The sequence below is a fragment of the Nocardioides sp. genome (assembly GCF_016462705.1).
Lineage (GTDB): Bacteria > Actinomycetota > Actinomycetes > Propionibacteriales > Nocardioidaceae > Nocardioides.
Window position 1 is genome coordinate 13,132 of record NZ_JAEMSS010000030.1, and the last position, 17,933, is coordinate 31,064.

The 17,933-nt window shown below is 72.5% G+C and carries 14 protein-coding genes; 6 read left to right on the plus strand and 8 right to left on the minus strand.

The features are described from left to right. Positions 1-224 precede the first annotated feature (224 nt). Complete coding sequence (locus JHD21_RS05935) at positions 225-1,193, plus strand: amidohydrolase family protein (RefSeq protein WP_292672435.1); 969 nt, start codon at positions 225-227, stop codon at positions 1,191-1,193. A gap of 77 nt (positions 1,194-1,270) precedes the next feature. Continuing rightward, on the plus strand, positions 1,271-2,647 hold the full coding sequence (locus JHD21_RS05940) for an HNH endonuclease (RefSeq protein ID WP_292672437.1): 1,377 nt from the start codon (positions 1,271-1,273) through the stop codon (positions 2,645-2,647). Between the two features lie 9 nt (positions 2,648-2,656). On the opposite strand, the gene JHD21_RS05945 is transcribed toward JHD21_RS05940, so the two are convergent. From JHD21_RS05945 to JHD21_RS05955, 3 genes are all read right to left on the minus strand, one after another. After that, positions 2,657-3,100 carry a PA2169 family four-helix-bundle protein gene (locus tag JHD21_RS05945; RefSeq protein WP_292672439.1) on the minus strand — a complete coding sequence of 148 codons (444 nt, stop codon included), beginning with the start codon at positions 3,098-3,100 and terminating at the stop codon, positions 2,657-2,659. An 82-nt stretch (positions 3,101-3,182) separates the two neighbouring features. Beyond that, entirely contained in the window at positions 3,183-5,597 is a 2,415-nt protein-coding gene (locus tag JHD21_RS05950) for a hypothetical protein (RefSeq protein ID WP_292672441.1), read from the minus strand. 62 nt (positions 5,598-5,659) lie between these two features. Beyond that, positions 5,660-6,295 carry a helix-turn-helix domain-containing protein gene (locus JHD21_RS05955; protein ID WP_292672443.1) on the minus strand — a complete coding sequence of 212 codons (636 nt, stop codon included), beginning with the start codon at positions 6,293-6,295 and terminating at the stop codon, positions 5,660-5,662. A gap of 132 nt (positions 6,296-6,427) precedes the next feature. Between JHD21_RS05955 and JHD21_RS05960 the strand changes: the two genes are divergently transcribed. Then, complete coding sequence (locus JHD21_RS05960; protein WP_292672445.1) at positions 6,428-7,717, plus strand: hypothetical protein; 1,290 nt, start codon at positions 6,428-6,430, stop codon at positions 7,715-7,717. A gap of 1 nt (position 7,718) precedes the next feature. Here the strand turns inward: JHD21_RS05960 and JHD21_RS05965 are convergent, their stop codons facing one another. Both JHD21_RS05965 and JHD21_RS05970 read right to left on the minus strand, forming a co-directional pair. Beyond that, positions 7,719-8,837 (minus strand): endonuclease/exonuclease/phosphatase family protein, encoded by a 1,119-nt coding sequence (locus JHD21_RS05965; protein ID WP_292672446.1) that lies wholly within the window; start codon positions 8,835-8,837, stop codon positions 7,719-7,721. Positions 8,838-8,881: 44 nt separating this feature from the next. Next, complete coding sequence (locus JHD21_RS05970; RefSeq protein WP_292672447.1) at positions 8,882-9,793, minus strand: LysR family transcriptional regulator; 912 nt, start codon at positions 9,791-9,793, stop codon at positions 8,882-8,884. Between the two features lie 73 nt (positions 9,794-9,866). Between JHD21_RS05970 and JHD21_RS05975 the strand changes: the two genes are divergently transcribed. Continuing rightward, positions 9,867-10,748: an EamA family transporter gene (locus JHD21_RS05975; protein ID WP_292672449.1), complete on the plus strand. Its 882-nt coding sequence runs from the start codon at positions 9,867-9,869 to the stop codon at positions 10,746-10,748. Positions 10,749-10,773: 25 nt separating this feature from the next. On the opposite strand, the gene JHD21_RS05980 is transcribed toward JHD21_RS05975, so the two are convergent. Continuing rightward, positions 10,774-11,733, minus strand: coding sequence for a DUF3500 domain-containing protein (locus JHD21_RS05980; RefSeq protein WP_292672450.1), 960 nt, complete (start codon positions 11,731-11,733; stop codon positions 10,774-10,776). A gap of 170 nt (positions 11,734-11,903) precedes the next feature. On the opposite strand from JHD21_RS05980, the gene JHD21_RS05985 reads away from it, so the two are divergent. After that, the gene (locus JHD21_RS05985; protein ID WP_292672451.1) at positions 11,904-13,706 is read left to right on the plus strand and encodes an ATP-binding protein; all 1,803 of its coding nucleotides are present in this window, start codon (positions 11,904-11,906) and stop codon (positions 13,704-13,706) included. A gap of 6 nt (positions 13,707-13,712) precedes the next feature. On the opposite strand, the gene JHD21_RS05990 is transcribed toward JHD21_RS05985, so the two are convergent. Continuing rightward, the gene (locus JHD21_RS05990; RefSeq protein ID WP_292672453.1) at positions 13,713-14,312 is read right to left on the minus strand and encodes a cation transporter; all 600 of its coding nucleotides are present in this window, start codon (positions 14,310-14,312) and stop codon (positions 13,713-13,715) included. Between the two features lie 9 nt (positions 14,313-14,321). Beyond that, complete coding sequence (locus JHD21_RS05995; protein ID WP_292672455.1) at positions 14,322-16,436, minus strand: EAL domain-containing protein; 2,115 nt, start codon at positions 16,434-16,436, stop codon at positions 14,322-14,324. A gap of 163 nt (positions 16,437-16,599) precedes the next feature. Between JHD21_RS05995 and JHD21_RS06000 the strand changes: the two genes are divergently transcribed. Continuing rightward, a complete protein-coding gene (locus tag JHD21_RS06000) occupies positions 16,600-17,868 on the plus strand; it encodes a hypothetical protein (RefSeq protein ID WP_292672456.1) in 1,269 nt (422 codons plus the stop codon). The last annotated feature ends 65 nt before the right edge of the window (positions 17,869-17,933 follow it).

Genomic DNA, 17,933 nt, shown 5'->3' on the forward strand with positions numbered 1-17,933 from the left:
CCCCCGGACTTGGCAGCCTGATGGCCATGGAACCGAACGAGCAAGGCCCAGGGAAGTCATCGATCGGGCGCCGCAGCTTCGTCACTCACGCGGCTGCACTCGGCGCCGGCGCCGGACTGGCGGCGACGGGGTTCGCGACACTCGGCGACGACACAAAGGACCCCGAGAAGTCGTCTGGCCGTGAGGACGTCTTTCGTCGTGACCAAGACCTGAAGTTCATCGGCGTGGAGGAGACCTTCTCGACCGCCGAGCTGATGAAGCTGAACTCCCTCAACCAGGACCACATCGACTTCCTGACGGAGATCGGTCTCGCGGATCTCGGCGACCGACGCATCGGCGACATGGACGAAGGCGGCCTCGACGTCCAGATCCTCTCCGCGCACACGCCGTCCGTGCAGAACGTGCCTGGGCAGGAGGGCATCGACTTCGCCTACCGGCTCAACCGGCTGCTCGTCGAGGGGCCGATGGCCACCTATCCGGGCCGCTTCCAGGCCTTCGCCACCTTGCCCCTGCAGAGCCCGGAGGCGGCGGCGGACGAGCTGGAACGCACGGTTCGCGACGACGGCTTCCTGGGGGTGCTGACCAACGGGCACATCACCGGGAAGTTCCTCGACCATCCCGACCTCGAGCCCGTGCTGGCGCGTGCCGAGGCCCTCGATGTACCGATCTACCTGCATCCCGGTTATCCGGCGGACGACATCTACAAGATCTACTACGGCACGACCCGGTCGGAGTACACGGAGGAGTACCAGGACTACATCTTCAGTGGGTCCGGACTCGGCTGGCACCAGGAGGTGCTGATCCAAGCCGTCCGGATGATCACGTACGGCGTGTTCGACAGGTTCCCGAAGCTGAAGGTCATCCTCGGTCACATGGGCGAAGGTCTGCCGTTCTACTACGAGCGGATCGCCAACGACATGGGCGAGCCGACCGAGGACTCGCTCGAGAAGCCCATCGACCAGTACTTCCAGGACAACTTCTGGTTCACCACCAGCGCGTTCTTCCAGGACAACCTGCTCGAGCAGCTGCTGAAGTACATCAGTGTCGATCGGGTGATGTTCGCGACCGACTATCCCTTCATCGAGAGCATCAAGGAAGGGACCGACTGGTTCCGAGCGGTCGATCTTCCTCGTGAGGACAAGGAGAAGATCGCGTTCCGCAACGCCGAGAAGCTGTTCGGCATGAAGGTCTGACGCGCTCGGACCCGAGCCTCGACCGCATTGGATGCGGACGCGGGCCGATGTCGGCGGGCTCCTCTAGCGTCGGGGACATGAAGGATCTCGGGTACGACGAAGGGTCGGGCAGCGGCGTCGCCGCACCCGACCTGCCGCCGTCCCCCGACGAGATCCGCGAGTTCTCCCGCCGGATGGCCAACGCCGACTGGTCCCACCTCGACGACCGGGAGCGCATCGACCTGATAGACGCGGGGGAGACGCTCAAGAACTGCACCAGTGGCGCGCAGCTGCGGGTCGGCCTGGACTTCGAGGCGTCCCAGCGCCGGGAGGCCGCCACGAAGGGGGTGCGTGCCGAGAAGCAGGGGCTGGGCATCGCGCACCAGCTGGCGTTCGCCCGCCGGATCTCCCCGCACCGCGCGAAGCGGATCCAGCACCTCGGCCACCGGCTTGCCGGGATGCCGGAGACCTTCGCCGCGCTGACCCACGGCCTGCTCAGCGAGGAGCGGGCGGTCATCATCGCGACGCACACCGAGTGCCTGTCGGCCGACCTGCGCGAACGCGTCGACCTGGCGATCGCCGGCGACCCGGAGTGGCTGGCCACCCTCGGCAACAGACAGCTCGAGGCCGAGGTCGACAAGCTCGCCTACCGTCTCGACCCGAAGTCGTTCGTGGAGCGCGCAGCCAAGGCGGTGGCGGACCGTCGGGTCACCAGCCGCCCGGCGCCGGACACGATGATGTTCCTCAACCTGCTGCTCCCGGTCGTGCAGGGCGTGGCGTCGTGCGCCGCGCTGGACAGGTATGCGAAAGCAGCAAGGGCCGCCGGTGACCCGCGCAGCATCGGCCAGCTGATGGCGGACCGGGCGGTCGAGCTGCTGACCGGACAGGCCACCGCGGACGCCGTGCCCGTCACCGTCGACGTGATGATCCCCGACACCTCGATGCTCGGCATCGACGACGACGCCGCGATCGTGCCCGGCTACGGGCCGATCCCCGCCGCCGTCGCGGTGGCGCTGCTGCTCACCGCCCAGGACCAGGGCCTCGCGATGCTGCGCCGGCTCTACACCCACCCGCGGCACGGGCGGCTCGTCGCGATGGAGTCAGCGGCCCAGAGGTTCCCGGCGATCCTGGCGGCGCTGATCCGCAAGCGCGACCAGATCTGCCGCCAGCTGTGGTGTGGCGCGCTCATCAGGCACACGGACCACGCCCAGCGCCGGGCGGACGGCGGCGACACCAGCTACGCGAACGGCGACGGCAGCTGCGAGGCTTGCAACCAGGCCAAGGAAGCCGTCGGGTGGCGGGTCAGAGCCCGGCCCGGACAGGCCGGGCTGCAGGACCCCCACTTCCCTCACACGATCGAGACCGTCACTCCCACCGGGCACGTCTACACCAGCGTCGCTCCCCAGGTCGGAGTGGTGAGACGACCGATGTCGATGGAGATCTACCTCGGCGAGGACTTCACCCTCGCCTCGTGACGGCCGCCGTCAGCCGGCGCTCTGCAGTGCCTTGACCTCGTCGCGCGCCGCGACGACGGCAGCGTGCTGCCGGGTGACGACCTCGCGGAAGCCGGCGCTCAGATCCTGCTCGAGCGCCTTCTCGTACTCGGACACGGCATGGTCCTCGCCGGTCACGCAGGCGGCGAGCACGCCGTCGGGGTCGTCGCCGGTGAGGGCGTCCTTGAGGGCGATCCACCCGCGGTGCAGGGCGGCGGTCACCGTCCCGCCCTCGTCGACGTCGTCGCCGTAGTCGTGGCCCATCTCGACGATCTCGCGTCGGAAGTCGGCCCGCTGCTCGGAGAACCGCTGGAGGGTCGTCGCCCACTCGGCGTGGTCACCGTCCCGGACCTTGTCCGCGGCGCTGGCGTAGCCGCGCTCGCCGTCCTTCAGCGTCTCCACCAGCTCCTTGGCGGCGTCCTTGTCGTCGGTCACGTGGATCCCTTCCTCGTTGTGCACTGGGCGAGGGAGGTACCCCCACGACCCGCGGCACAACCAGACCGGGCACGCGGCGCGGTCAGCGGATCTTGCGGGTCACCGTCCGCACGACCTTGTCGCCCTCGAACCACGTGACCTTCAGCGTGTGGCGACCCGGCTTGACCCGCCCCTTGAGAACGAAGGTGTACTCGCCCCGCGCGGTCATGACCCGGTCGACGTCGACCTTCTTGCCGTCGAGGAACGCGACGACCTTCTCGTCGCCGCGCTCGGGGCAGCCGTCGACGCCGGTGCCGGGCACCTTGCGGCACGAGTCGTGCTTGTCGAAGACGGTGTCGCGGTCGGTGTCGGGGCAGCCGGCGCCGGTGCTGGGGCCCTTCGCGGTGGCGCACTGGTCGGCGACGTCCGGGACCCTGTCGCCGTCGCGGTCCTTGACGACCGTGGTGCGCTGCACCGTGAGCGTGTAGTCGACCGGGCCCAGGATCTCCTGCGGGTCGACGACCGCGGTGAGGTCGCGGCGCGACCACGGCACCAGCACCTGGACGGTGTTGGGCTCGTCGGTCTCGATGACCCGCTGCGAGGAACCGCCGCCGACCGTCAGCCCGAGGAAGCCGTCGCCCTCCCAGGTCAGCGTCACCAGGGCGGAGGACTGCTGCGGGACGTCGATCGGCACCTGGTCGCGGCTCTCGACGACGCTGACCAGGCTCACGCCCAGGGTGGAGTCGGTCGGCGCGAACGATCCCTCGGCGGCGCGGTACGTCGTCGTGCGCTCGCGCTTGGCCACCGGCGCGTCCCGGGTCTCGGGCCCGAGCCGCGGGCCGGCGAGGTCGAGGTCGCGCTGGTCGGGGGCGACGTCGTCGTTGGCCAGCCAGTCGTTCGTGCGGGCGTGGTAGCCGGTGACGGCGTACACGTTGTACGGCGCGGTGAGGCCCTGGTCGGACAGGTAGTCGCGGCGGATCCGGAAGGTCACCGTGTCGTTGTCGGTGTCCCAGGTGGTGGTGCCGGGCGGCATCAGGTAGCCGGTGCCGTTGTCGAGGGTGACCGGCTGGCCGTCGGTGCCGCCGGTCGGGATGAACGAGTCGAAGCGGCGACCGTCGACGGTCAGGCTGTACGCGACCAGCGAGGTGCCCTGGAGGAGCGGCCAGACCTTGCCCACCTTGACGGTCGCGTCGACCGTGGTCCGGCTGACCGCGACCCGGACGTCCTGGATGTCGGTGATCGGGCTGACCGAGTCGCCGTCCGCGTCGGCGCCGCCCCCGGCGTACGCCGTCGGCTGCTTGCCCTTGGGCAGGTGCCGCGCCACGCCGCGGACCTTGAGCTTCGAGCCCTTGCGGGTGACGTTGCCGAGCGACAGCTTAGGCCTGGTCGTCGCCACCGGGGTGGGGGAGAAGTCGCCGACCGCGCCCGGCACCAGCGAGAAGTCCGGCTGTGGGCAGTCATCGGCCTCGCCGGTGGAGGACGCGTAGAAGTGGTCGGCCGGGTGCTGGACCTGGAACGAGTTCATCCCGTCGCCCTCGACGTCGTTGGGCGTCAGGTGGTCGCGCTCGTCGACCTTGCCGTCGCCGTTGACGTCGAGGTAGCGGCTCATCCGCAGCGCGAAGCCCTCGACGTCGAGCGAGGAGACGCACTTGGCCAGCAGGGGCGGGTCGGTGCTGTAGGCCATGATGTCGTTGGTCGCGGTCGGGCCCCAGGGGCCGTCCGCGCCGTCGCCGACGTGGCCGATGGTCAGGCAGTGGCCGAACTCGTGGCTCACCAGGTCGTAGAGGCCGAAGAAGTCGCTGAGGCCAGGCACCGGGTCCACCGCGCCGTTGACCGCGAAGCAGACGTTGCCGCCGGCGCCGCCGCAGTCCTCGACGTAGACCCCGCCGGGCTCGGCGTTGTGCTGCTGGAAGCCGTCGCGGGCCTGCCACTCGGGGAGGCTGAACGGGTTGGGCAGGTCGGCGCAGGGCAGGCCCTGGTCGTCGACGATGCCGAGCTCGCCGGCGAACGCCGTGGGGTCGATGCCGATGCCGATGCCGCCGGCCGGGTTGGAGACGACCACGACGATCTCGGGGTCGACGAGCTCGATCGGGTTCGTCGGGAGGCCGTCGCCGTCCACGCCGACCAGCAGGGAGCGGACGTCCATCTCGAGGCCGTCGGCCAGCCAGGGCAGGTCCATCTGCGTGGCGAGGTGCTTGATCCCGTCCTCCCACATCTGCACCGACTGGACCGCGATCCGCATGTCCCGCTCCGACGCGGGGGAGACCGGGATGAGGACGACCACGTCGACCTTCGGGGAGTCGAGCGCGTTGAGCCCGACCTTGAGGTGGTAGCAGCGGTTGTCCGGGTTGATCGGGTCCCGGTCGACGATGCACTCGGCCGGCAGCCGGCCGTCGCCGGTGTGCGGGCCGGCGTAGGTGTCGGACGGGCTGCCCAGCGCGGACGGCACCAGCAGGGCGGCCAGCACGGTCACGACCAGCGGGCCGAGGAGTCGACGGAGGACGACAGACGGGGTCACGGCCGGTCAACGACCGTCGGGCGAAGGTGTTACTCGTCGGCGTTCAGGGCAGTCGCGGCCCGTCAGTCCGTGTCACCCGGTGCCATCCCGCGCACCAGGGCGGTGAGGGCTGCCCGCCAGAGGTCCTCGTCCGACCAGTCGGCGAGCGTGGCCCAGAAGCCGGGCCCGTCGGGGGGCGGCCGCCGCGACAGTCCGGTGGTGGCCAGGCCCACGCACAGCGAGTGGAACTCGTAGGCCACCGCCGCTGTCGGCCGGTCGTCGACCACACCCGCCTCCTGTGCCCGATTCACCCACCGGGTCAGCGCGGTGTAGCTCGCCCGCGCCCGGGCCTGGACGTCCTCGTCGCGGACGGTGTCGGCCGTGACCCGCTCGAACGTCAGGCGGAACAGGTGCGGCCGCTCGGTCGCGAACACCCGGAAGCCGTGGACCCCCGCCGCGACCAGGTCGGCGGCCGGGTCGTCGGTCTCGGGGAGCGACGACACCAGGTCGGTGAGCACGTCGTAGCCGCGCCCGGCCAGCTGCTCGACCAGGCCGGGCTTGCCGCCGAAGAGGCTGTAGACCGCGCGCGTCGTCGTGTCCTGCGCCTGGGCGACCGCCCGGACGGTCACCGCCGACGGGCCACCCGCGGCGAGCAGCTCCTCCCCGGCGTCGAGGAGCCCGGCAGCGGTTCCGTCGTCGTGCTCGCGCGGTCTGCCCATGCTTGACAGCATATCGACACATCGTTACGTTACATTGTCACGTAACGGGGTCCGGACCAGGAGGTCACGATGCCAGCACAGAGGTCAGTCGAAAGGTCAGCCCCGAGGTCGGCGCCGAGGTACGAGCGGGTCGTGGTGGCCGGCGGGAGCGTCGCCGGGCTGGCCGCGGCGGCCGCCGTCGCGCCGTACGCCGAGCAGGTGTGCGTCGTGGAACGGCACCCGGAGGCCGGGACGGCGCAGGCGAGCATCGTGCCGCAGGGCGGGCTGCCCCACGTCCTCCTGGCGGGAGGTGCGGCCGCCCTCGACCGGCTCGTCCCGGGCATCGTCCGGGAGCTGTTCGAGCGCGGAGCGGCGGGAGACACGACCGGTCCTCGCCCGTGTCACTGGTGGGCGTTCGGCGCGGTCCGCGACCACGTCCCCGACCTGGGGGCGGAGCTGCCGATGGCCAGCCGGGCACTCGTCGAGGCGACACTGCGACGCCGCGTCGCGGCGCTGCCCAACGTGACGCTGCTCCACGGCACCGCGACGGGTCTAGCGGTGGCCGATCAGGGGGTCGCCGGTCTCGAGACGGCTGACGGCGGGCTGCCCGCGGACCTCGTCGTGGACGGCACCGGGCGCGCCGCGCGCGGCGAGGAGTGGCTGGCCCGAGCCGGGTTCCGGGTGCCGGAGCGGGAGCGGGTCCCGGTCGACGTCTCCTACACGGCGGTCGACGTCGCGCGCGACCCGAGCGACCTCGGCGGCGCTCTGTTCGCCGTGGTCCAGAACGACGCCGCCTGCGCGCGGATCGGGGTCGCCCTGCCCGCGGAGGGCGACCGCTGGCAGGTCGTCCTCGGCGGCTACTTCGGGGCGTCCGCCGAGCCGTCGTACGACGGGATGCTCGGGTTCGCCGGGAGCCTGCCGGACCCGGCGATCGCCAGGTTGCTGCGCAACCCCTGGGTGAGTGGCGTGCGGCGGCACCGGTTCCCGGCCAGCGAGCGCACCCGCTGGGACAAGGCGACCCTGCCCGCGGGGCACCTGGTCGTCGGCGACGCGGTCGCCAGCTTCAACCCGATCTACGGCCAGGGGATGTCGTCGGCCGTCCTGCAGGCGGAGGCGCTGGCCGCGCTGCTCCGGGACGGGCGCGACCGGCGCGAGCTGACCCGGCGCCACGCCCGGGCCGCACGGGCCGTGGCCGAAGCCCCCTGGCGGGTGGCGACCGGAGCCGACTTCCTGTACGCCGAGACCCGGGGCAGCCGCCCGCCGGGCACCGACCGGGTCAACCGCTACCTGGCCCGGGTCATGCGTCGGTCCGCCGACGACGAGGTGGTCAACCTCGCCCTCTCCCGGGTGCAGAACCTGATGGCCCGGCCCGAGTCGCTGATGCACCCACGGATCGCCGCCCGCGTCCTGGGCGGCGGTCGGCTCCGCGGGGCCGCGGCCTGACTCAGCGGAACCGCAGGGTCGCCACCACCCCGGCGTGGTCGGACGGCCAGATCGGCCAGGCCTGGGTCAGTGGCCGGAACGGCTGGTCGCCGACGACGTGGGCCTCGACCGTCCGCACCGGTCCGCGGAGCAGCACGTAGTCGATCCGCTGGTCGAGCAGCGAGACCGGGTTGGTGAGGGTCTGGTTCTGCCCGCTCGTGTAGCCGGGGTCGCTGCCGTTGACCGCCCACGCGTCGCGGAACCGGGCGGTGAGGAGCTCATAGGAGTCGGTCGTGCTCCCGTCCGCGGCGGAGTTGAAGTCGCCGAGGGCGATGTCGGCCCCGGGTCCCTTGGCCGGACCCGCGAGGAACTCCCGGGCCTGGGCCTCCTGGATCGCGGCGAACCCGGACACCTCGAGGTGGGTGTTGGCGACATGGACGTAGCGGCCGCGGTACTTGACGTCGATCGTCACCCAGCCGCGGCCGAACGAGACGGGGGCGCCGCCGGGCAGCGGGAAGCTCTGCTGCGCGGCGTACGTGCCGGACCGGGCGTTGCGCCAGTGCAGGCCGGGAGTGTCGTCGTTGACCAGGATCACGTCCCGGTCCTGGAGGGTGACCACGCAGTCAGGGGCGGGTACGACGGCGACGCACCCGGAGCCCGGGGCGACGAGCGGCGCCGGGCCGATGTCCGCGTTCTGGGACACCCCCGCGACCTCGTAGTCGAGACCCCGGGCCGCGAGCTCGGCCATCAGGATCTCGAGGAAGTCGTAGCTGCGCGGGTTCGCGGCCGAGCCGGGAGCCGTCGGCCGGGCGATCCAGTTCGTGACCTCCTGGAGGCCGATGACGTCGGGCTCGTCGGCCGCGATGATGTCGGCGATCGCCTCCGCCCGGGTCGGGAAGTCGGTGAAGACGGCGGTGCCGTAGATCTGCGCGACCGCCGCGACGAACGCCGCCGGCTGCTGAGCCGGCGGCAGCTCGGCGACGTCCAGGGCCGGGTCGAGGCTCGACCCGAGGTAGAGGTTGTAGGACATGAAGGTGAGGTCACGCGACGGCTTGCCGTGGGCCTCGGCCGGCGCGGGCGCCAGAAGGGCGATCCCCAGAACGGCTATGAGCAATGCCCGGAACGTCGAGTGCGCGCGCATCGTGACCTCCTCGTCAGGCCCCGTGCTGTGTCACTGAAACACACTCACCGCGGCCGTGCCAGGGCTGACGGCGACCCGAGTGCCCCGAGGACGCAGCGGACGGCGGGGGAGTCGGCCATCGACGCCCGGTGCACGGCGACGATCTCGCGGGTCGGGTCCGGCCGGTGCGCGGCGACCGCGACGGTGCCGCGAGGGAGCGGGGAGCGGCCGAGCCGCGGCACGAGGGCGATGCCGAGCCCCGCCGCGACCAGTGCGAGGTGGCCGTCGAAGTCGTGGGCGACGTGCGCGATGCGCGGGGCGTGCCCGGTGCCGTCGTACATCCGGCGCAGCCACTGACGGCAGATCGTCCCCTCGGCGGTGGCGATCCAGTCCTCGTCGACCAGGTCCCGCGGGCTCACCCGGGACCGCGCCGCGAGCGGGTGGCCGTCGGGCACGATCACGTCGGCGCGGTCGCGCAGGAGCACCTGGCCGGTCAGGTGGTCGGGGACGACCAGGGGCACGTCACCCCAGCTGTGCGCGATCGCGAGCTCGGCCTGGCCGCTGGCGACCAGGTCGATGCTGGCCCACGGCTCGTGCTCCACGAGGGTGAGCCGGAGGTCCGGGTGGGTGTCCATCAGCGAGCGCGCGACGGGCGCCACCAGTCCACGCAGGGCCGTCGCGAACGTCGCCACCCGCAGGTGCCCGGTGACCTGGTCGGCGTCGCCGTGCAGCCGGGACTGGAGCCGCTCGAGGTCCTCGAGCAGCCGGCCGCCGTTGTCGACGAGGGTCCGGCCCTGGGGTGTCAGCACGACGCCGCGGCCGACCCGCTCGAGCAGCGGCAGCCCGACCTGACGCTCGAGCTTCTTGATCTGCTGGGACACGGCGCTGGGGGTGTAGCCCGAGGCCTGGGCGGCGCCGACCACCGAGCCGTGCTGGTCGACGGCCCGCAGGGACGACAGGGCGGCCAGGTCAATCATGTAGCAACGCTACATGGACAGGCATCGATCTAAACGCTTGTGCTGAATCATCATCGGTCCGCAGGATGGGCGGGTGGACCGACGCGACTCCCTCCTCGCGGCCCTGGTCGCCCTCATCTGGGGAGTCAACTTCCTGGTCATCGACTGGGGGATGGTCGGGGTCCCGCCGTTGCTGTTCCTGGCGTTCCGGTTCGTGGCGGTCGCGCTGCCGGCGGTGTTCCTGGTCCGCCGGCCGCCGGTGTCCTGGCGGGTCCTGACCGTGGTGGGCCTGACCATGTCGCTGGGGCAGTTCAGCCTCCTCTACCTGGCCCTCGACCAGGGCATGCCGCCCGGCCTGGCCGGGCTCGTCCTCCAGGCGCAGGTCGTCTTCACGGTGGTCCTGAGCGCCGCCGCGCTGCGCGAGGTGCCCAGCAGGCAGCAGACGCTCGGCGTGCTGCTCGGGTTCTCCGGGCTGATGGTCATCGCGGCCGGCCGGGGCGGGAGCGTGCCGCTCGTCGCGCTCCTGCTCACCCTGCTGGCCGCCCTCTCCTGGGCCACGGGCAACGTCGTCGTGCGCGCCGCCAAGGTCCCCGGCGGGCTGGGGCTGACGGTGTGGTCCGCGCTGGTGGTGCCGGTCCCCGCGCTGGCGCTCGCCCTGGTCGTGGACGGGCGCAGCGGCGTGGCGGACGGGCTGGCGGCGTTCGGCTGGGAGGCCGCGCTCTCGACGGCGTACACCGCCGTCCTGGCGAGCCTGGTCGGCTACGCGATCTTCAACTCGCTCCTGGCGCGGTGGCCGGCCGCGGCGGTGGTGCCGTGGATCCTGCTGGTCCCGGTCGTGTCGATGTCGGCGGCGTGGGTGGTGCTCGGGGACACGCCCGCCCCCGGAGAGGTGGCCGGCGGCGTGGTCATGCTCGCCGGCCTGCTCGTCGCCCTCCGGCGGCCGGCCGCCGCCGTCGTGCGCGCGCCCGCTTCGTAGTGGGGTCTCAGCGTCGTCGCGGGTCTCAGCGGCCGTCGGGATGGTTCCGCGCGTAGTGCGCGCGGAGCGGGTCCGCGCCCCAGTCGTCCCGCAGGTGCCGCCAGACGGAGTGCGCGTGGTTGGCCTGGTCCTGGGTGTTGTCGTACTCGATCAGGAAGTCGGGCGCCGTCACGCAGTAGTAGTGCCCCCGCCCGGGTTCGGTGGGACCGGCCCACGCGAAGCGGACCCGGTCCAGTCCCGCCGCCTCGGCCTCCCGCCAGCAGCGCTCGGCGTACGGCGCGGGGGCGCGGTCGAGATAGCGCTGGACCAGCCGGTCGAGAAGCAGTTGCTGGTCCGACCGGAGGAGGTCCCGGCCGATGCCGGTCGGCAGCAGCGACGGGTCGGCCGCGGGGTCGTGCCGGGTGAGGATGTCGTCGGGCGCCTCGTCGGCGCTGATGCCCAGCGACCGCTGGTCGGGGTCGAGCCCGGACGCGAGCTCGCGAGCCAGGTCCTCCTCCGGCCCGAGCAGCCGGCGACCGGCCCCCGGACCCTCGGGGACGACGGCGGGCTCGGCACCGATGAAGTGCGGGGTGACCGTCGTCGTGTCCCCGACCACGACCGCGTGGACCGCGAGGTGGTGGCCGTTGATCCGCCAGCCCCAGGGCTCGTCGCCGCCGGGGTCGCCGAGCACCCGCACCCAGTAGCGGTCGCCGGCCGGCGGGGCACCGCTGGCCAGCTGCCGGCGCAGCCGCTCGACCTCGATCGCGCCGACCGCCAGCTCGGCGCCGCTGGGGGAGTGAGACGCCTCCAGCAGCTCCATGACCAGCGCGTGCTGCGCCGAGCCGAGGTCCTCGAGGGACAACCCCGGACGCTCCCCGGGCAGGTAGGTCCAGTCCGTGAGCCGCGGGTCCGCCAGCGACCCGCGGGCCTGCGCGGCCTGCGTCTCGTCCAGCGCGGCGAGCAACGCGGCGGCACACCTCGCGGCCGCGCCGGTCGGCGTCGTCATCGGGGCCTCCTGACCAGGGACACGTCGTCATTACAGCTCACGTCCGGGGTGAGCGGGAGGCCGTCGGGGCCCGGGGCCACGCTCGCGGCCCGCACGACACGCTTCCCCGTTTCAGCCCGTGTCTCGCGCGCGTGCACCACAATCTGGAGAGATCGAGGGGGAGGGACGGCGTGGCCAACGCGCAGCATGTCATCGAACCGACGACCCGCGAGTCGGCCACGTCCGGCGACGCGGGCTGGTCGGACTCCTCGGCGCGCGCCGTGCTCCAGCTGATGGTCGAGTCGGTCGCGGAGATGGTCGGCTTCGAGGTGGCCACGCTCTCGGTGGTGCTGGACGACCAGCTGGTGACCGTCGCCTACACCGGTCCCGAGGAGTTCCGCGAGTACCTCATGCAGCCCGACCCGGTCGACGTGCTCGACCCGGTCGTCGCGCAGGCGGAGGTGTGGGGCCGCTGGCGGTTCCTCGCCGCCGAGGACTGGGACGGCCCCGACCCCGACGGGCACTGGGTCCACTTCGACGACGAGCGTCCCGACGTACCCGACGCCTGGCACCCGCACGACGCCCTGCTCGCCCTCCTCAGCGACGACGAGGGCCGGCTGGTGGGGGCGATGTCCGTCGACCGTCCCCTCACCCGGCGCCGGCCCGACGCCCGGCAGCGCAGCCTGCTGGAGCGGTACGCCGCGCAGGCCGAGCGCGCCGTGATCACGGCCTTCGAGCGCGAGGAGCTGGTGAGCCAGGTGACGCACGCGGAGGCCGCCCGGCGGCTGATCCGCTCCACCGCGTCGTCCGCCCAGGCGTCCCTGGAGGCCGTGCTCCAGCAGGTGCACCGGCCGCTGGTCGACGGCTTCGGCGCCTGCGGCTCGTGGATCCTGGTCCTCGAGGACGACGGCCGCGGCCGTGGCTACATGCGCGACCGCCGCGGCGAGACGGTGCCGCCGCGGGACGAGATGGTCGCCCTGGCGCGCCGGCTCGCCCCGCTGATGTGGGCGGAGCAGGAGATCGCCCTGGTCACCGAGAGCGGGCGGACCAACGCGCCCGAGCACATCGCCCCGCTGCTGGACGAGGCGCGCCGGCAGCTCGTCGAGATCGGCCTGGGCTCGGCCCTCGGGATCCCGCTCGGCGTCGGCGCCGAGTGCCTCGGGTTCGTGGTCCTCGCCCGGCGCGCGCAGGACCCGGCCTGGACCGACGGCGAGATCGACTCCGCCCTCCAGATCGGCCACGACCTGGGAGCCGCGCTGATGACCGCGCGGGCCCTGGAGCGGGAGCGCAACCTGGTGCAGGAGCTCAAGCAGCTGGAGGACTACCGCACCCAGCTGATCGCCACGCTCTCCCACGAGCTGCGGACGCCGCTCACCGTGATCTCGGGCAACCTGGAGCTGCTGGGTGAGCTCGACCTCGCGGCGCCGGCCCCGCAGTACCAGGAGGCGATGTCGCGAGGCACCCGCCGGATGGCCACCGTGGTGGACGACGTCCTGCTGCTCGCCCGGGTCAGCGACCCGCACCACCCGCTGGAGCCGGTGCCCGTCGACCTGCGGCAGATGGCCCACGACGTGGTGACCCTCGTCGAGTCCTCGGCCCGCGCCGAGTCGCTGACCGTGCGGCTGGCCCTCGGCGAGGGCGACCTGGTCGTGCCCGGCGACCCCACCGAGCTGGACCGGCTGCTCACCAACCTGGTCAGCAACGCCGTGAAGTACACGCCCGCCGGCGGCACGGTCATGGTCACCGCCGTGCGCCGCGGCACCGAGGTCGTGCTCCAGGTCGCGGACAACGGCTTCGGGATCTCCGAGCAGGACCAGATCGGTCTCTTCCGGCCCTTCTACCGCACCACCAACCCCGAGGCGCTCAACCAGCCGGGCACCGGCCTGGGACTGTCGATCGTCGCCACGATCGTCGAGCGGCACCACGGCCGGGTCGAGGTGAGCTCCCGGCTGGGGGAGGGCACCACGTTCACCGTCACGCTGCCGACGGGCTGAGGGCGGTCAGTCGACCGGCTCGCCCGCCAGCGCCCGCGCCGCCAGGCGCTCGTCCTCGCTGACCTCCCACACCTCGTAGGCGGAGTGCAGCGCGAGCAGGATGATCCCGCAGCCCAGCAGCAGGTCGGGCCACCCGGAACCGGTCCAGGCGGTGACCAGCGCCATCACGATGATCGCGACGTTGACCAGGACGTCGTTGCGCGCCGAGAGGAACGCCGCCCGGCTGAGCGAGCCGCCGTGCCGGCGTACCGACGTGAGCAGCCAGGCACTGGTCCCGTTGACCACGATGGCGCCGGTCGCGGCGAGCACGACGGGGACCACGTCCGGGGCCGACGGGTCCCCGAACCGGCTGATCGCCTGCCATCCCGCGACCGTCGCCGGCCCGAGGATGACCAGGGCCAGGGCCTTGCCCAGCAGCGCGCGCCGGGCCAGTGGCCAGCCGAGCGCCACGAAGACCAGCAGGTTGACGGTGGTGTCCTCGAGGAAGTCCACGCTGTCGGCCAGCAGCGACACCGAGCCGGCCACGAGCGCGACGCCGAGCTCGACGAAGAAGTAGGCGAAGTTGAGCGCCGCCACGACCAGCACGACGCGGCGCAGGCGGTCCATGGGTGGAGGCTAGGTGGTGACGGCCGCTCGGTCCGAGGTCGCCGGGTCGTCCGCGGGCGCCGGCCGGCCGATCAGGAAGCCCTGGCCGTAGTGGACGCCCAGCTCGCGGAGCGCGGCCCGCTGCTCCTCGGTCTCGATGCCCTCGGCGCAGAGCTTGGCACCGACCGAGTCGGCCCAGGCGACCGCGGCCCGGACCGCCCCGACGTTGTACTCCGAGTCCATGCCGTGGACCAGCGACATGTCGAGCTTCACGATGTCGGGACGCAGCACCATGAGCCGGGCCATGTCCGAGTAGCCCTTGCCCCAGTCGTCGACGGCGATGACGGCGCCGCGGCCGCGGTACTCCTGGATCGCCGCGATCACCTCGACGTTGTCGTCGATGTCGGAGTGCTCGGTGATCTCGAGGATGATCCCGGTCAGGTCGCCGGTGAGCGCCGCGCGCACCACCGGTGACGTCAGGACGTCGACTCCGACGTTGATCGAGAGCATCATCCCGACGGGCCGGTCCCGCAGGGCCGCGACGATGGCCGACGCCTCGAGGGCGGGGCCGGACCCGTCCCGGCGGGCCTGCTCGAAGACCTCGAGCGGTGGCCCCTCGGCGAACCTGCTCAGGGCCTCGACGGCGACCGACTCGTTGGTCGAGAGGTCGACGATCGGCTGCAGCACGATGCTGGGGTGCGGCAGGTCCAGGCTCGCGCCCGGGTCCGCCGTCAGCGCCTGGTTGCGGCCACCGCGCTTGGCGGCGTACAGCGCCTGGTCGGCGAGACCGACCACGCTGCTGGGATCCGTGGTGGGGTCCCACTGGGCCACCCCGGCCGACGCGGTCGCCCCTCCCGGGGTGTGCGCGAGGAGCTCGACGACCTGGGCGTGGGCGGCGGAGAGGCGCTGGCCGCTGAAGAGCACGGCGAACTCTTCGCCGCCGTACCGGGCCAGCATCGCGCCGTCGCCCAGCATGCTGGTCCACGCCGCGGTCGCCTCTCGCAGGAGCAGGTCGCCGGCCTGGTGGCCGTACCGGTCGTTGTAGAGCTTGAAGTGGTCGAGGTCGAGGAGCGCGACGCAGAGGGGCTCGCCGGTCGTCCGGGCGAGGTGGCAGGCCCGGGACAGCTCGTGGTCCCAGGTACGCCGGTTGGGGACGCCGGTCAGCGCGTCCGACCTGGCCAGGCCCGCGAGCTGGACGGCCTGGACGCGCACCACGGTGAGCAGACCGTGCATCCGGGCCAGGACCAGCATCGACAGCAGCACCGCCCCGATCGCGACGATCTCCCAGTGGACGTCGCCGTCAGGGATGCCGTCGACCAGCAGCGTGATCGCCGGCAGCAGCAGCCCGCCGGTGAGGACGAACATGCGCTTGGTGGGATCGGCCAGGTCCTCACGACCGGGGGCGGTCTCGGTGAGCTCGTTGACCGACCGTGCCCACACGGCCCCCGCGACCAGCACGTAGCCGCCCAGCCAGCAGACGTCGCTGACGAGGACCGAGGCGAGGCTCTCGCTGGTGATCGTGGTGACGTTGTAGACGAGGTCGGCCAGCAGGGTCGACGACAGCGCGGCCGCCAGCAGCCGGAACGCCGCGGTCCGGGCGCCGGGCGCGGTCCACAGCCGGACCAGGATGCCGATCAGCAGGACGTCCGCGACCGGGTAGAGCGAGCTGGTCACCTTGCCCGCGCCGCTCAGCGACGAGTCGGCGGCGATGGGGCTGATCAGGAAGACGCCGACGACCACGGCGACACCGGCCGCGAGGATCGCCCCGTCCAGCATGGCGGCCAGGTCGCTGCGCTCGCCGCGCCGACGGACCAGCACCAGCAGGCCGTAGGCGAGGACGCCGTAGGACGCGATGTAGACGCCGTCCGACACAGCCGGGTAGGCCTCGACCTCGAACACCCTCTGCTCGAGGAAGAAGACGACGTCGCCGAGCACCCAGCCCAGGAACCCGCCCAGCACCAGCTGCCAGCCGCGGCGTCGGCCCTTGACGTGGCGGACCAGCCCCACCAGCCCGACGACCGCGCACAGCAGCCCGATCACCGAGTAGCCGGTCTCGCGGACCAGACCCTCCGGCAGGAAGGGGTAGCCCGCGACGAGCAACGCCAGCGGCGCCATCACCAGGAATGGCCGCCCCGTATCGGTCATCCCCACATGGTCGTGCACGATCCGGCGGCGCGTGGGGCAACGCCGAAACTCCCTCCGGTGGGCTGGACCGTGTGGGGGCCCGGGACCTTCGGCACTAACGGGCCCGGCCCGCCGTGACCAGCATGGGGAGACAGGGCTCGGATCGTGATTCTCGAGGTGACCCATGCAGAGGCTGCGGCTGTTCCGGGCCCTGGCGGCCCTCGCCGCCGTCCTGTTCCTGCTGGCCGCCGGTGTCACTGCCGGACCCGCGTCGGGGGCCCGCTCGGAAGGCACCACCGACGAGGTGGTCCTGACCCTGTTCTGGGGCGACGGCTGCCCGCACTGCGCCAAGGAGAAGGCGTGGCTCGCGGACGCGGTCGAGGACCACCCGCAGCTGACCGTGCGCCTCTACGAGGTCTGGCACGACGAGGGCAACCGGGTCCGGCTGGAGGAGACCGCCGCCGAGATGGGGTTCGACCCGGTGGCCGTGCCCGTGACGATCATCGGGGAGCGGCACTGGATCGGCTGGAGCGACCCGATCCGCGAGGAGATCGAGGCCGTGGTCGACGGCAGCGCCCCGGCGACCGTGACGGCGACCGAGGGAGAGACCTCGCGGGTCGACGTACCCCTGGTGGGAGACGTCGAGGTCAGCAGCGACTCGCTGGTGGCCTCCACCCTGGTCATCGGGTTCGTCGACGGGGTCAACCCCTGCTCGCTCTGGGTGATCTCGGTGCTCCTGGCGATCGTGGTGCGCACCGGGAGCCGGCGCCGGGTCGCGGCGATCGGCGGGACCTTCCTGCTGGTCACCGCCACGATGTACGCCGTCTACATGGCCGGCATCTACTCCGCGATGGGGGTGCTCGGCCACCTCGGCGCGATCCAGGTGGTGGTCGCCCTGGTGGCCGGCGTCTTCGCAGTGGTGAGCATCAAGGACTACTTCGCCTTCAAGAAGGGCCTGTCGTTCACGATCCCGGACTCCTCCAAGCCCGGCATCTACCGGCGGATGCGGGCCGCGGCGGGCCGGAAGGAGCTGCTGCCGGCGCTGGCGGCGACCGTCGTGCTGGCCGCGGGGGTGTCGCTGCTGGAGACGCCGTGCACCGCCGGCTTCCCGGTGCTGTGGACCGGGCTGCTCGAGGCGCAGGGCGTGGGGTTCGCCGAGGCGGCCTTCCTGTTCGCGCTCTACATGGCCCCGTTCCTGGTGGACGAGCTGGTCGTCTTCGGGCTGGCCGTGGGGACGATGCGGGTCGCCAAGATGCAGGAGAAGCACGGTCGCGTGCTCAAGCTCGTCGGCGGCACGATGATGCTCGCCCTGGCGGTGACCGTGCTGGTCGAGCCGAGCGCGATGAGCGACCCGGTGCTGGCGTCCGCGGTGTTCGCCGCTGCCCTCCTCGTCGCCGCTGCGGTGCACGTCGTCACCCGAGCCGTCACCCGCGCCGAGGCTCCCGCCCTGTGATTCGCAGGTTCAGCCGCGCGGACCGCCTGGTGAGGTGCTCGCGCTCTCGTTCGCTGGGCGCGGAC

Bases quoted from the DNA above. Each gene is read 5' to 3' on its own strand.
- JHD21_RS05965 (WP_292672446.1), bottom strand. From the start codon at position 8,837: ATGCGCGCGCACTCGACGTTCCGGGCATTGCTCATAGCCGTTCTGGGG.
- JHD21_RS05980 (WP_292672450.1), bottom strand. From the start codon at position 11,733: ATGACGACGCCGACCGGCGCGGCCGCGAGGTGTGCCGCCGCGTTGCTC.
- JHD21_RS05955 (WP_292672443.1), bottom strand. From the start codon at position 6,295: ATGGGCAGACCGCGCGAGCACGACGACGGAACCGCTGCCGGGCTCCTC.
- JHD21_RS05995 (WP_292672455.1), bottom strand. From the start codon at position 16,436: ATGACCGATACGGGGCGGCCATTCCTGGTGATGGCGCCGCTGGCGTTG.
- JHD21_RS05990 (WP_292672453.1), bottom strand. From the start codon at position 14,312: ATGGACCGCCTGCGCCGCGTCGTGCTGGTCGTGGCGGCGCTCAACTTC.
- JHD21_RS05970 (WP_292672447.1), bottom strand. From the start codon at position 9,793: ATGATTGACCTGGCCGCCCTGTCGTCCCTGCGGGCCGTCGACCAGCAC.
- JHD21_RS05940 (WP_292672437.1), top strand. From the start codon at position 1,271: ATGAAGGATCTCGGGTACGACGAAGGGTCGGGCAGCGGCGTCGCCGCA.
- JHD21_RS06000 (WP_292672456.1), top strand. From the start codon at position 16,600: ATGCAGAGGCTGCGGCTGTTCCGGGCCCTGGCGGCCCTCGCCGCCGTC.